The organism is Enterococcus sp. LJL51, assembly GCF_049894025.1.
Taxonomy (GTDB): Bacteria; Bacillota; Bacilli; order Lactobacillales; family Enterococcaceae; genus Enterococcus_L.
Window position 1 is genome coordinate 12,367 of the sequence record NZ_JBNEQE010000013.1, and the last position, 14,451, is coordinate 26,817.

At 40.3% G+C, this 14,451-nt stretch carries 8 protein-coding genes; 7 read left to right on the plus strand and 1 reads right to left on the minus strand.

Going from position 1 to position 14,451, the window contains the following annotated elements; genetic code table 11:
* Positions 1-233 precede the first annotated feature (233 nt).
* The 4 genes from ACPWSO_RS12170 to ACPWSO_RS12185 all read left to right on the plus strand — a co-directional run bounded on the left by ACPWSO_RS12170 (position 234) and on the right by ACPWSO_RS12185 (position 9,866).
* Positions 234-7,382: a SpaA isopeptide-forming pilin-related protein gene (locus ACPWSO_RS12170; RefSeq protein WP_426083714.1), complete on the plus strand. Its 7,149-nt coding sequence runs from the start codon at positions 234-236 to the stop codon at positions 7,380-7,382.
* Positions 7,383-7,664: 282 nt separating this feature from the next.
* Positions 7,665-8,024, plus strand: coding sequence for a hypothetical protein (locus ACPWSO_RS12175; RefSeq protein ID WP_426083716.1), 360 nt, complete (start codon positions 7,665-7,667; stop codon positions 8,022-8,024).
* Between the two features lie 430 nt (positions 8,025-8,454).
* Positions 8,455-9,348, plus strand: a complete 894-nt coding sequence (locus tag ACPWSO_RS12180) for a ParA family protein (protein ID WP_426083718.1) — start codon at positions 8,455-8,457, stop codon at positions 9,346-9,348.
* Between the two features lie 56 nt (positions 9,349-9,404).
* The gene (locus tag ACPWSO_RS12185) at positions 9,405-9,866 is read left to right on the plus strand and encodes a hypothetical protein (RefSeq protein ID WP_426083720.1); all 462 of its coding nucleotides are present in this window, start codon (positions 9,405-9,407) and stop codon (positions 9,864-9,866) included.
* A 94-nt stretch (positions 9,867-9,960) separates the two neighbouring features.
* Here ACPWSO_RS12185 and ACPWSO_RS12190 read toward each other — a convergent pair whose 3' ends face one another.
* Positions 9,961-10,839: an AraC family transcriptional regulator gene (locus tag ACPWSO_RS12190; protein ID WP_426083722.1), complete on the minus strand. Its 879-nt coding sequence runs from the start codon at positions 10,837-10,839 to the stop codon at positions 9,961-9,963.
* Between the two features lie 149 nt (positions 10,840-10,988).
* Between ACPWSO_RS12190 and ACPWSO_RS12195 the strand changes: the two genes are divergently transcribed.
* The 3 genes from ACPWSO_RS12195 (at position 10,989) to ACPWSO_RS12205 (ending at position 14,264) form a co-directional block, all read left to right on the plus strand.
* A complete protein-coding gene (locus ACPWSO_RS12195; protein ID WP_426083724.1) occupies positions 10,989-12,062 on the plus strand; it encodes a Gfo/Idh/MocA family protein in 1,074 nt (357 codons plus the stop codon).
* 109 nt (positions 12,063-12,171) lie between these two features.
* The gene (locus ACPWSO_RS12200; protein WP_426083726.1) at positions 12,172-13,140 is read left to right on the plus strand and encodes a sugar phosphate isomerase/epimerase family protein; all 969 of its coding nucleotides are present in this window, start codon (positions 12,172-12,174) and stop codon (positions 13,138-13,140) included.
* 11 nt (positions 13,141-13,151) lie between these two features.
* Positions 13,152-14,264 carry a Gfo/Idh/MocA family protein gene (locus ACPWSO_RS12205; RefSeq protein ID WP_426083727.1) on the plus strand — a complete coding sequence of 371 codons (1,113 nt, stop codon included), beginning with the start codon at positions 13,152-13,154 and terminating at the stop codon, positions 14,262-14,264.
* The last annotated feature ends 187 nt before the right edge of the window (positions 14,265-14,451 follow it).

Here is a 14,451-nt window from a genome sequence, read left to right on the forward strand (position 1 = left end):
GCCAAACTTGCTTATTTTTCATTCATTTATGAACAGCAGGATAATTGTTTAAGCATTAAAATGATGAGATAAAAATATAAGTCGTTAAAGTTATTTTAGGGGGAACAAGGATTGAGGCATTTTCTTTTAAACAGATTAGAATTGAATATTGTGTAAGACGTATGAATTGATGAAACAGCCTCGCAATGCTTATAATGAAGCTAAGAATAGCTTTTAGTATGGGGGAGATTACAATGAAAAAAATACTTCATGGTTTGATGGTACTGAGTCTGATGGTGCCTTTTTTCGTGCCGGTTGCAAGCTTAGCCGTAGAATCTAGTGAAGAGGTTGCCGTGGAATCGTCACAGACAGCTGTTTCCACAAGCTCTGATGAGGAACCGCCAGTTTCAACCTCAGCTACAACAGCTATTAGTTCGGAAAGTGAAAGCTCTACATCAAGCAGCAGTTCAGAGCCTGCTAAAGCAAATGAATTACGTGTTATTGCAAAAACATCTATCAACAAGAGCTTAGAACAGTCTGAGAATAAAACGCAGCAGCTTCTAACATTGAAAATAGCTGGTGAGTTATTGATTAACGACCTTGACGGCAGGATTCCAACTATAACTGTAGCTGCGGATTTTATCCCGCAGCCTTTTGAAAATGGACTGCTGCGAGGTGCTGTACACAATGCTGCTGGCGAAGTAATCGGCACGTATCAGCTGCAGAAAGACGAACAAAATCAGGAGTCTGTTATCCAGCTGATAATAACGAATCCCACTCTAGGAGAAACAGGATTTTACTTGGAGTTCACGGGAGTATACACTGAAAATGAGAATCAGGTATTATCGATTATTAGTGAAGGACAAGAACCGTTTCAGTTGAACATTCCTGAAAATTTATTGGAACAGCCTGAAGCGTCCACGACAACCAGTTCTTCAGAGGCAAATTCTTCTGTGGCAGAAGAGACAAAGACAGAAACAACAGAAGATACCAGTGTTAATCAGTTACCCAATGAGATGAAAGCCAAGGATACTCGTCGTGCAGCGGTCAATGTCGCAGAGCTGTTCAGTCAGCTGGCACCGGGTGAAAACTTTGTTCGTTCCATCGATACAGCCTTTGAGCCGGATCCGGCAACGATTGACTCGGATATTCATTTTCAGCTAAACTTTCAGCTGCCGCCGATTATTCAGGATGAGCTTCAGGCCGGTGATTATTATGAACTGCCGTTGCCGGCAGGCATTGATGTAACTAGTTTGCAGTCAGGAGATTTAACGGATCCGGATAATGGAAATGAAAAGTATGGCGAGTATCAAATTGATCCAGTAACCAATACACTAAAGATTACTTTTACACAAAATACGAATGGTGATTTTTTACCAGCATCAGCTGGTCAAGTGAATTATACAGCTCATTTTGATTCCCAGGTTATCACTACACCGGGGACAAAGACATTCCATTATCCAATTGAAAGTCAAATCCCACCTTTTACAGTGGTCATCCATCCAAAGAATACTGATTCTATCAGTAAAAGCGGAAATAGTGACCGGGCGAAAAACCCTTCAAAAATCACTTGGAATGTAGACATTAACAAAGACCTTTCAGCTTTAAAAAATGCCTCAGTTACGGAAGCATTTCCTAGTCAGGTTACTTATCAATCTGTAGCAATCTATCCAATTCAGCTGAACTTTGACGGCACAGTGGCTTCTGTAGGAACAATGCCTTTAAGCAGCTCTGATTATTCTGTAGATTCGGCTGGAAATGTAACTTTTCTATCAGATATCAGCAGTGCTTACCGACTGGTATACGAAACGACTATTAACGATGCTGCCAAGCCTGTGAATGGCGGTAGTCTGACAGTGACCAACAAAGCGACATTGAAGGCAGAAGGATTGGCTGATACACCAGCATCGGCTTCTGTGAGCTTGAATTATGGAAAATTTCTTGAGAAAAAAATGACTGCTTATCATAATGTCGGACAGACTTATGATTGGACAGTTCAATACAATTATGGTCAAAAGGATATTCCTATAGGGGTACCGATAACAGATACCTATTCTGGAAATATGGTGCTAACATCCGGAAACCCTAACAATTTAACGAGTGGTTCCAGTGATCCTGTCCTTTATTATGTGAACTTTGATAAAAACGGCAATCCTCAGAAAGGCAATCCAGTGCCGGAAAATGCGTATACGATTGCTAGAGATGAAGCAAACCATACGTTTTCCATTACTTTTAATGATAATGTTCAAAAAAATCAGGCAGTCAATATTTACTATACAACAAAGGTAACAGATGTTGTGTCAGATAATGGAAGCACCAAGATAACGAATAATATTTCATCAAATGGCATCACTCCCCCAGCACCCATTACTGAGACTCCTAAACAACAGACAATTATCAAGAATAAACCGGTTGTTGATAGAGGACCAAAGGTTGCCCATTGGACAATAGATATTAACAAAAATAGGTATCAAATTGAGAACGCGGTAATCCGGGATACCGTTAACGGGGCAACCGAAGGCTATATTTCGTTGCCGTATACAACTGTAGGCGTGCCGACAAGCTATGGCGTAAGACTGGTAAATCAAAATGGGGAAGTTCTGGTGAGCGGCGTTGATTATGATTTCACGACACACTCATCTGGGGCGAACTATGATTACTTTACAGTGACACTGAAAGGAAAGTATGCCTCCACCACAGATTCCTTTAAAATGAGCTACTATACTTGGTATGACGTTTCAAAAGGGGTTGAAACCCCTACCTATACGTTCTCCAATAGAGTAGGCATTGACTGGACAACTGACGGTAAAAACTATCACAGCGACAGCACGAATGGTTTTACAGCTAGTACGGAAGAGGCCAATCAGGGCACGAAGTCCGGCAGCTATAATCCGCTGACTAAAGAGATTACTTGGACGGTTGTAGCTAATTACAACAATGTGGGTGTTGCCGCGTTTGGCTTTTTGGATTCAATCACGGGGAATCAGCAGTTTGTTGATGGTTCATTGTCGATTGTTCGAGGAAATATTAATCCTCAAGGCAGATTTTCAGCTACAACAAATCCTCTTTATTCTGGAGAGCAGGTTGAAAAGCCATATATTTCGTATACATCGCCGAGTGCGAATGTCCCATTAACAGTTGATTTTGGCAAAAGCATCCCAATTCCAGGCTGGGATCAAAGCCAGCTGCCGGGAGATACACCTATGGTTTTTCAGCTGACGTTTAAAACTAGTCTAAAAGGGCAAATTGTTAATAATGCGGCAACTTACCATAATATTGGGAAAGTATTTATTGGTGATAAAGAAGAGAATCTGCCAGCGGATGTCTCTATTGCATACGCAGGAGAAGAAGTAAATAAATCCGCTGCGTATGATGCAGCGTCCGGGCTGATAACCTGGGATATCTGGGTCAATAGAAGCCAGTCAGCCTTGCTGCGTCCAACATTAGTTGATAACCCCTCTTCTAATCAGACTGTTAATGAACAATCTGTTCGGGTCTACAGAGGAAACGTTGCAGCGAATGGTTCGATAACTAAAGGGGCTTTGGTGCCAAGCAGTCAATATACAATCAGGCTTGAAACAGATAATACGACTGGGAGTGAAGAACTGGCAGTTGTTTTTGATAATATCGAGGAAGGAAATGGAGCCGCTGCGGGTGTCATCGAGCAGCCCTATCTTGTAGAATACACCACTACGCCTAATTTTTCTGCTCAAACTGAAACAGTATCTAATACAGCGAAATTAGTTAGTGAAGGGGGAGAAACGGTCGGACCTCCTTCAACCTCGAATAAACAGGTCAAGATTGAAACCAGTACCGGTGTTGCCTGGGGAGTGAAAGGCAGCTTGACCATTCAGAAAACAGACACTTTCGGTAGTGTTTTACCAGGAGCCAAATTACAATTAATTCGACACTATTTAACAAGTAATGGGCCGGCAGATAAAGTTCTTTATGAGGTAACAACCGATGAGAGCGGAAAAGCAGTATTTTCCAATCTGGTTTATACACAGAAAACCGGAAATAATCCATTTGTTTATTTATTAAAAGAAGTGGAAGCACCAGACGGCTATACTATTAGTGAGGAGCTTCTCAATGGACAAGAAATTACAGTAGATGCTGCTACATCTGCTTTGGGTGCTGTTACACCAGTTCTTAATGAGCGGGTAACGCTTCATGTAAATAAGAAGAATGAACTTGGGTTACCAGTTGTCGGCGCTCTTTTCCGCTTGAATCATGAAGTTAATGGACAAATGGTTCCTTTTAATGAATATCCCCCAGTACGTTCAACAGATGCCGGATTTTTCCTGTCCGGATTGAAAGACGGGAATTATGAGTTGGCTGAAGTAGTACCAGGAGATAACTATTTACTAAATAATAAACCCCTGCCATTTACAGTGGCTAAAAAAGCCAATGGACAGCGGGGCGTATTTATTAATAACGGTATGACTGAGGTTAACTCACTTGATTTTGTTAACTACCAAGCCTCAGCTCAGCTGCTGAAAACAAATGAAGATGGTCAAGGATTAAATGGTGCTGAATTTAAGCTGCAGCGTGCTGATTACGGCAGCTCCGAATATAGCGATGTTCGTTCAGCTATCGTGAGTACGACTCGTAACGGGCAAGATGGCGTTGTTTTTGTAGACTATTTAGGTCCAGGCTTATATCGGTTGATTGAGACAGCTCCTGCTGAAGGTTATTATCTAAATACAACCCCTGTTGATTTTACTGTAGGGCTTTTTGCTAGTGAGCGGCCTGAAACGATTCAGACATCAGTAAATGGAGCTTCAGGATTAGTAAACTATAAGGGAACTGCTTCCTTTATGAAAACTGATAATAAAGATACGCCGCTGCCAAATGCCGAATTTGAATTACTGGATGGGCAAAATCAGCCTGTTTTGGATGATTCAGATTCTCCAATCACTATTATTTCTGGAGCCGACGGGAAGCTTATTGTTGAAAATCTTTCCCCTGGAACACAATATGGACTAAAAGAAATTGAGGCGCCTCAGGGATATGTTTTGAACGATACAATTCTAAAATTCACCATGCCGGTGAGTACCGCTGGATCTTCTAACGACAACGCAGTAATTAACCAGCCGGAAGATAAGCTGGTTTATGAAGAGGCAGTTCCGTTTAAAAACTATAAAGGGATTGTGCGCTTCACTAAACTTGGTCAGGATAAACTTTCGGACAGTAGCGATCAGGTGCCTTTAGCTAATGCACGTTATCATTTGTTCGAGGTTGAAAACGGAGTTGAGCAGCAGATTACTTCTCCTGATTACGGTGCAGATGAAGAAGGCTATTTCAGCTCGAATGAAGAGGGCTATATTCAGGCAGGAGATTTAGAGCCAGGCAGTTATTATTTTAAGGAGGCTGTTGCACCCGCTGGCTACATTTTGGACACAAAGACAATCCCATTCACGATTCCAGCTGAAGGGATTGGCGATCCGGGAATCATGGAGCTTAATCAGAATGGCATTAATTACAAAGGAGCTGCTTTTTTCGTCAAGCATAATGAAAAAGGAGCAGCAGTAGCAGATGCCGAATTTGATGTTCTGCTGAAAAAGCAAAATGGTACAGAAGTTGTTAATCATGTGGTTAGCGATGAACAGGGTAGGGTCTATGTCGAAGGACTGGCTCCCGGAGATTATGAGTTTTTAGAAACTGGAACGAAGAACAGCGAATATATTACCAACACGGAAGCAATATCCTTTAGTATCTCTCAAGAATCAGACGGCCAGCCTCAAGTAGTATCGGCTCGTGAAAATGATGAACCATTTATCAACTATCTGGGCAGTGCGCAATTAATAAAAACCAATAATACTGGCCAACCGTTAGCAGGTGCGCAATTTAAGGTGATTAAATCCGGTGACAATCCTGACACTGGAAGTCCTGTGGGAGGGAATGAGGCTCTGGAATCTGATGAGCAGGGCCGGGTAACCGCAATAAATCTAGCGCCGGGAAGCTACGAATTTGTCGAAACTAAAGCGCCGTCAGGCTATCTTTTAAACAGCACATCGGTACCTTTTGTTATCAGCAGTTCAGCAGCTGGTCATCCGGAAACAGTAACTGAAAATCAATCTGGTCTGTTAACGCAAATTAATTACAAAGGGACAGCTAAACTGCTTAAAACCGACAGCAACGAGCAACCGCTTGGCGGAGCTCATTTCAAACTAATAGATGGACTGAGCGGAGAAACGGTGCAAACTGACTTAGTTAGTCAGCCAGACGGCTTCGTCACAGCAGAGAACTTAGCACCAGGAACCTATCGCTTTGTTGAAACCCAAGCGCCAGACGGCTACTTGTTGAATACGCAGGAATTAAAAAACTTCGTTATTCCTGAGACTGCTCAAGGTCAGCCGGAAGCTATAACATTGGATGTGAATGAAGATACTTTGACAGCTGTCAATTATCAGGGCAGTGCCAGGATTACCAAGATGGATGAAGCGGGTAAACCGATAGCAGGAGCCTTCTTCAAGGTAGTGAATCAAGAAGGAAAGACTATTTCTGGTCAGGAAGCTATCAAATCGGATAGCTTGGGACAAGCAACTGCAAAAAATCTGGCGCCGGGTATGTACCGATTTGTTGAAACTAAAGCACCTTCCGGTTATGTCCTAAATACAAACCCGTCGGATACATTTGAAATACCTGATGAAGCAGAAGGACAGCCGTTGATAATAGTTGTTGGCAGCAATGGCAAACAATTAGAGCTGACTAATTTTAAAGGAACGGTTCAGTTTAAAAAAGTAGACGAACAAGGGCAGCCGTTGAAAGATGCGGTTTTCGAAATTCGAAACGAACAGACAAACAGTGTTGTGCCTGGCTATGATTTTCTAGTTTCGGATCAAGATGGAATGGTCAAAGCGACTGGCTTGAGTCCTGGTGAATATCGATTGGTTGAAACAAAGGCACCAAACGGTTTTGCAATTAATACAGAGGCTTTGTCCTTTACAATTGAATCAGAGGCTGATAAACAGCCAGTGAAAAATTTAGGTAGTTTTATCAATTATGAGGGATCAGTTGTACTGACAAAACGCGAACGTGAAAATGAAAAAAATGTTTTGTCAGGAGCAGTTTTTGAACTGAGAGACGGAACTGGCAAGGTTCTTCAAGAAGGATTAGTGTCTAATGCTGCTGGTCAGATTATGGTGGCAAACTTGGCACCAGGAAGCTACACATTTGTAGAAACCCATGCACCAAACGGCTATCTTAAAGATAGTTCACCGGTTGGCTTTACAATTGCGGCTGCTTCTCAAGGAAAACCTAAAGCAGTTCAAGTAAGTAAGAAGAACAGCGTGTCGCCATTGCCTCATGCTGGTGACAGTCAGAGCTTTACGCTTATCTTTATGGGATTAAGTGTGATTGTTGGAGCGCTGTACTTGTTCTTTCGCAGAAAAAGAGCATAAATAGGAAATGCAGGTCATCGTTCTATAAGGGAATCCATGACCTGCATTTTCTATTTTTCATGGTATAAAAACAGCAGGTATGGCTTGAATGTGAATTAGTACTCCCATAGGATTGTTAGAACAACTTCTGCATTACTTCTGGAGTGATGAATGAAAACATTCTTAACGGAGATAGAAGATTCACTGGTATAATAGGCAGGTGTAAGAGTATAGTGTTTGGGTTTATTGAGGAAAGCCGCTATACGGGAATTATATTGCTAAATGAAGAGGAGAGATATAAAAATGAATGCTTTTATCCTAATGCTTCCGTTGTTAATCATCCGCTTCGCTATTTTAGGTGTTCTAAATCCTAAAGCAGTCAAAGAAGCAGCTTATTTTGCGCCTCTATCAGGTAATGAAAGAATAGCCTACTATATTTATCAGGTAGCCAATCTGGTATTATTAATTTTCCCATTGTTCTTGAAACTGACATTCAAGTTTCCTAACAGCTTGCTAGGGCTAGTCGTTTATCTGCTGGGGATTCTACTTTTGCTGATTACTACAATTAATTTTGCCCGACCTAAAAATTCGGGACTTAGAACACACGGACTGTATCATTATTCGAGAAATCCTATGTATGTTGGCTACTTTTTTTCTATTTAGGCTGTGCCACCCTAACCGAGTCACTGGTGCTGCTTATTAGCCTAGTTTGCTTTCAGATATCCGCCCATTGGATTATTTTGTCTGAGGAACGATGGTGCAAAAAAGAGTTTGGTGAGGCGTATTTGAATTATTGTCAGCAGGTTCGACGTTATTTATAGATTGTCTATATCGAAATAATTTATACATATTTCTCAATTCTATGAGTAATAGAGGTGGAAAGAAAAATAACGGAGTGCGCTTTTTTTTGTAAATAAAACCATTGCTTTAGTTTTATGTAATAGCTACCTTTATTCTTTTTAGTTAAATTATTAATTTTTGTGGTATTATTTTTATATCTATAAGAAATATAAAAGCCTGCTTATTTTATCTATTCTTTTACGAAAATGCTGCTAACTTGAAGAATATAATAATTTAAAAGGATGGGATTTTAATGAAAACGATATTTATTGGAAACTACAAAGGTGGCGTAGGAAAAACTACGAGCGTACTTCTATTAGGAAAACATTTGGAATCGAAAGGAAAGAAAGTACTACTCATGGATTTAGATCCACAAAGCTCATTAAGTGAAATTTGTGTTAGGAAATGCGGGCGTTCCTTAACTGATTTAAACCCAAATCAAACATTAAATTATGTATTTGATTTATCAATAGAAAATATTCGTAAAGGATATAATCTAGATATTGAGTTTAATTTAACACATCTGATTAATGAATATGAGCCAAATTTAGATTATATTGCATCCAGTCTATATTATGAACATGATTTGGGCTTAGATGAGATTAATATGAACATGGAAAAGGATATAAGGTTTTTTTCTATATTGGCAAAATTGATAGATAAAATAAAAAGAGTTAAGGATTATGATTATATTTTAATTGACTGTCCTCCAAATAGTAGTATTATTACTCAAAGTGCTTTTATGCTGTCTGATTATTATTTAATACCTACAATCGTTGACTCGATTAGTTCTCAAGGTATCATGCACTACATTGGAACTATTTCAAAAGTTTATAGCAGGTACTGTGAAAAACATGAAGATCGTTTATTATTTCAACATTGCTTTGGAAACGAACCACAATTACTGGGTATTTTTTATACTCTTATTAGAGGGCAGGTTGATTATGGGGATATTGTTCAAAAAATGCAGACTGAACTTCAAGCTATGGATAGAGTGCAGGATATTTACATATTCGAAAACTTTACAAATAACTATGTAGATATTACGAGAGGAATTGCGGCAGATGACCCAGATAGTATTCCAGCATCGAAAGATACGTATGATGAAATAGCTGGAGAGTTGTTAGCTAGAATTGCCGAGTTGTAAAATTGTTGTTTTTTGTGTAAAATGGATAATCAAATAGAAATAGGAGGAAGGATCTCATGATTGAAAAAAATCAAAGGATGGTTGAAGAGTTGATTTCTGAAATAGCTACTCTAAAAACAGATGAATCGATAACTGAACAGATTATTGAAATTCAAAAGAAGTTTGATTTAGATGATATCATCCAGATACTAACTCTGTTAAATAAAGTGAATAAAACTACATTGAAAAAAATTGTATCAATACAGGAACCAAAAGAAAGCTCAAAAACAAAGTCAAAAAAAAGTCTACCACAAAAGTTATATACAGTGGATGAAGTTCGCTATTTATTTAAAAATAAGTCTATTAATGAGATACTTCAAAGCTATACAAAAAAAGAATTAGAAAATATGTACGTAACAGTAGCTGAAAGAAACCCTCTGAGCAGTGATTCGAAAGCAAGAATCGCTAAAAGCGTGGAGCAGCATTTTAGAGCTGAAGCCAGAGGTCAGGCAATTTATAAAAATTATATTGCCCATTAGTCCTGACAATTAGCGAGAAAATATTCAGTATTAAAATGATGAAACAGCCGTCAAGCCTATACCAGGCTTGACGGCTGTTTTGTCTAAAATATAGTCACAAGACAGTCTCTGCTCTTTGATCCAGCAGCTTTCTAAACTTTAGCGGAGAGCAGCCCACACGCTGCTTAAAAACATGATGAAAGGTTTTAGGGCTGGTGAAGCCTGCTTTATCCGCGACCTCATTCATCGACAAGCTTTCTGTTGCCAGTATGTATTTTGCTTGGTTTAAGCGGTAATCGGTTAGATAGCTGGAAAATGATTGGCCAACGCTTTTCTTAAAAAAGCGGGAAAAGTAGCTGGGACTAAAGCCAATCTCTCCAGCAATCGATTCCAATGTTAATTCGCGGCTGTAATTTTTCTCAATATATTCAAACGCCAAATTTAATTGCTCCAAGGTCTCTTTACTGCGAAGTGATTTTTTTGATGTTGTCTTTTGTGCATGAACGATAGGCAAACTAAAAAAGAGACGATTGATTTGATAAAGTGCACCAACGATACCGTGCTGCCAGCCTTCTTCTGTTTTATTGAATTCCTCGAAAACCTGTAAAAACAGCTGAATAATTTCTTTGCGGGTTGCTGTCGGCCACTCATTGCTATGATTAGCAACTTGTTCATAGAGCTGAAAAAGAGAGCGTTCATTTGTTTGGCGGCTGGTATTTTCCTGAAAGATTTTCAAATCATACTGAAAAACAATACGCTCACTGTCAGGAGAAGCTAGAAAAAAATGAGGCTGGGCACTGGGGAAAAAGTAAAGCTCTCCTTCTTGTAATGTGATGATTTTTTCATCGGCGCCAAGGTTAACTGTTCCCTTGAGGCAATAGATAAATTCTATTTCTTTATGCCAATGGGGGTAGGTAATTTCCCAGCCGTAATTAATAAAGGTACGGAATAAAAGAGTGGAATCAAATTCCGGGATTTCTAAATATAGGCTCATAAGCACCTCCTGTTCTTAGTATAAACTAAATAAATTTAAATAGAACAAAATTCGGGAATTTTTTGACGGTTAAGAGGGAAGAATCTTTAAAATAGTTTGTTTATACTAGGTATATAAAAACAATAAAAGCGGTTACAGGAGGACTGGTTATGACTTTAAAAGTTGGAATTATTGGCTGTGGCGGAATTGCCAATGGCAAGCATATGCCTGCATTAGCGGAGATTGAGAGCGTAGAGATGACAGCATTTTGTGATCTTCAATTTGAGCGTGCTGAACAAGCAAAAACTGGATTTGGCTCCCCTTCAGCAGGTGTCTATACTGATTATAAAGAAATGCTGGAGAAAGAAGAACTGGATGTAGTTCATGTGTGTACTCCAAACAGCTCTCATGAAGAAATCACAATTGCTGCTCTGAAAGCGGACAATCATGTGATGTGTGAAAAACCGATGGCAAAGACTTCCGAGCAAGCACGTAATATGCTGGAAGCAGCTAAAAAAACAGGAAAAAAATTAACGATTGGTTATCAAAACCGCTTCCGTACGGATTCACGCTATCTTCAGGAAGTTTGTCGGGAAGGAGCTTTGGGAGATATTTATTTTGGGAAGGCTCACGCTATTCGCCGCAGGGCTGTTCCCACATGGGGCGTATTTCTTGATGAAGAAGCACAGGGGGGTGGACCATTGATTGATATCGGTACCCATGCGTTGGATTTGACCCTCTGGATGATGAATAACTACCAACCCAAATATGTAGTTGGTAAAGCCTACCATAAATTGGCTGAGACTAGAGATGCCGCTAATGCTTGGGGCGCATGGGATCCAGAGCAATTTTCAGTAGAAGATTCTGCTTTTGGCTTCATAACGATGGAAAACGGTGCAACAATCTTTTTAGAAGCCAGCTGGGCATTGAACTCTTTAGATGTAAAAGAAGCAAAAACGACACTTTGTGGTACTAAAGCTGGCGCAGATATGAATGACGGATTGACCATTAACGGAGAAGATCACAGCCTTTTGTATGAGAAGAAAATTGAGCTGCAGACCGGTGGCGTCGACTTTTATGACGGGACAGAGGATCGGCCGGAGGTCGCCGAGGCACGCTCGTGGATTGAAGCAATTCTGAATGATACGGAACCTGTGGTGAAACCAGAGGAAGCACTTGTGGTAACTGAAATTTTGGAAGCTATCTACGAATCATCGAAAACGGGTCAGCCTGTTTATTTATAGACATGCGGTTCAGCTGATTCTCGTACTATATTTGTTGGATTAAGGAAAACATTTACCCGTAAGGCGATGAAATAACCAACTAAGTTAACAAAGAAAGGAATGTACAACTATGAAATTAGGTGTTTTTACTCCGTTGTTTAATCAATTAAGCTTTGAGGAAATGATTAAAAAGGTGGCTGACTATGGGTTAGAAACGGTAGAAATAGGAACAGGCGGCTCACCGGGAGCTGCTCATCTGGACATAGATAAACTGTTGGCCAGCAGTCAGGAGCGGAAAGAATATTTAACTAAACTAAAGGACAAAGGCTTAGAAATTTCTGCGTTGAGCTGTCATCATAACCCTATATCACCAGTAAAAGCAGTGGCAGTAGAAGCTGATGAGCTGTTGAGAAAAACCATCAAATTGGCTAGTCTAATGAACGTTCCAGTAGTAAACGGATTTTCCGGTGTCTCTGGGGGGAATCCGACAGATACGCAGGTAAACTGGCCTGTTTTGCCTTGGCCAACGGAATATGACGATAATTATAATTATCAATGGGAAAAAAAACTGATCCCTTACTGGAAAGACATTAATCAGGAAGCGGAAACAGCTGGTATTAAAATCGGAATTGAGCTTCATGGAGGCTTTCTAGCTCATACTCCGTATACAATGCTGAAACTGCGTGATGCTGCTGGAAAAGCCATTGGCTGTAATTTAGATCCTAGTCATTTGTGGTGGCAGGGGATTGATCCAGTAGCAGCCATCAAGATTTTGGGTAAAGAAAAGGCAATTCATCATTTCCATGCAAAAGATACCTATTTGGATCAAGACAATATTAACATGTATGGCTTAACAGATATGCAGCCGTATAGTAGTGTGGCAACCCGTGCGTGGACGTTTCGTTCCGTAGGCTGTGGACACGATTTAAAAGTTTGGTCCGATATTATTTCAGCATTGCGGATTTATGGCTATGACTATGTATTGAGTATTGAACATGAAGATCCAATCATGTCTATCGATGAAGGATTGAGCCGGGCCGTAACAAATTTGAAATCGATTATGATTAAAGAACAGCCAACCGATTTGTGGTGGGCGTAAGGAGGGAGAAAATGACTGGGATAAAATTAGCAGTAATCGGTTATGGCGGTATGGGTTCCTATCATGTTGAAACAATTCTTAAAAATGAAACAGCAATTGAGGTTGTCGGCATATACGACATTTTAACGGATCGGAAAGAAGCTGCAGCAGAAAAAGGCTGGTACTGCTTTTCAGATCTCGAAGAATTGCTGGCTGATGAAGCTGTTGAAGCTGTCTTGATTGCTACACCGAATGACAGTCATAAAGATTTAGCGGTTACGGCTTTGAGGGCAGGAAAACATGTGGTTTGTGAAAAGCCGGTAACATTAAATGTTGCAGAGCTTGACGAGATATTATCTGTTGCTGAAGAAACTGGGAATATCTTTATGGTTCATCAAAATCGACGGTGGGACCCGGATTTTTTGATTATTCGTGAATTGTACAAAAAACAGCAGATTGGCGAGCTATTTCAAATTGAATCACGGGTTCATGGCGGAAACGGGATTCCAGGTGATTGGCGCCATTTAAAGAAACATGGAGGAGGCATGGTTTTAGATTGGGGTGTCCATTTGTTTGACCAGCTTCTTTGGCTGATTGATAGTCCGATTAAAGCCTGCTACAGCGATTTGAGTTATATTCTTGGGGATGAGGTAGATGACGGGTTTATGGTGCATCTAATCTTTGAGAACGGTGTGCGGGCTCTTATAGAGGTAGGTACAACAAATTACGTGAATTTACCTCGCTGGTACGTTAAAGGAACCGCAGGAACAGCGAAAATCGAGGACTGGGATTTGTCTGGTGAGGTGATTCGGGCAACCGGTAAGGAGCAGCAGACGCCGAAGCCGATACAAGCTGGCGTGGGGCTGACTAAAACGATGGCCCCGCCTTCAAAAGAGGCAACTGAAGCTTTAACGATGCCGGAAGTTTTGGAGACATTCCCATCTTTTTATCAAAATTTTTATGAAGTAGTTCGCCAGGGGGCAGAGCCAATTGTAAAAAATGAAGAGGTACGCTATGTACTGGAATTAATTGAAAGTATTTTGTCCAAGGGTGAGCAGAGTAGCGTTGACAATTGTCAGGAAAAGCTGCTTAGAGACATAGACGCAGCGGAAATGAAACGAGAGACTTCGAAAGCGCTAGTATAAGTAAAAAGGAATGCTAGAGCGTGTCAAAAGTAAATTGAAAAGCACGATGCAGTCGTGGAACAAGTAGTTCTTTAAAAAGAGGAACAACTGAAGGGGAAAAATAAAGAAGCTGCACGAAACTATTGTTTTTTCGGATACAATGGTTTCGTGCAGCTTTATTTTATAGAGGAGTCATTATTTATACAAA

Excerpts from the sequence above, each read along its gene's own strand:
- ACPWSO_RS12170 (WP_426083714.1), top strand. The coding sequence starts at position 234 with ATGAAAAAAATACTTCATGGTTTGATGGTACTGAGTCTGATGGTGCCT.
- ACPWSO_RS12175 (WP_426083716.1), top strand. The coding sequence starts at position 7,665 with ATGAATGCTTTTATCCTAATGCTTCCGTTGTTAATCATCCGCTTCGCT.
- ACPWSO_RS12180 (WP_426083718.1), top strand. The coding sequence starts at position 8,455 with ATGAAAACGATATTTATTGGAAACTACAAAGGTGGCGTAGGAAAAACT.
- ACPWSO_RS12185 (WP_426083720.1), top strand. The coding sequence starts at position 9,405 with ATGATTGAAAAAAATCAAAGGATGGTTGAAGAGTTGATTTCTGAAATA.
- ACPWSO_RS12190 (WP_426083722.1), bottom strand. The coding sequence starts at position 10,839 with ATGAGCCTATATTTAGAAATCCCGGAATTTGATTCCACTCTTTTATTC.
- ACPWSO_RS12195 (WP_426083724.1), top strand. The coding sequence starts at position 10,989 with ATGACTTTAAAAGTTGGAATTATTGGCTGTGGCGGAATTGCCAATGGC.
- ACPWSO_RS12200 (WP_426083726.1), top strand. The coding sequence starts at position 12,172 with ATGAAATTAGGTGTTTTTACTCCGTTGTTTAATCAATTAAGCTTTGAG.
- ACPWSO_RS12205 (WP_426083727.1), top strand. The coding sequence starts at position 13,152 with ATGACTGGGATAAAATTAGCAGTAATCGGTTATGGCGGTATGGGTTCC.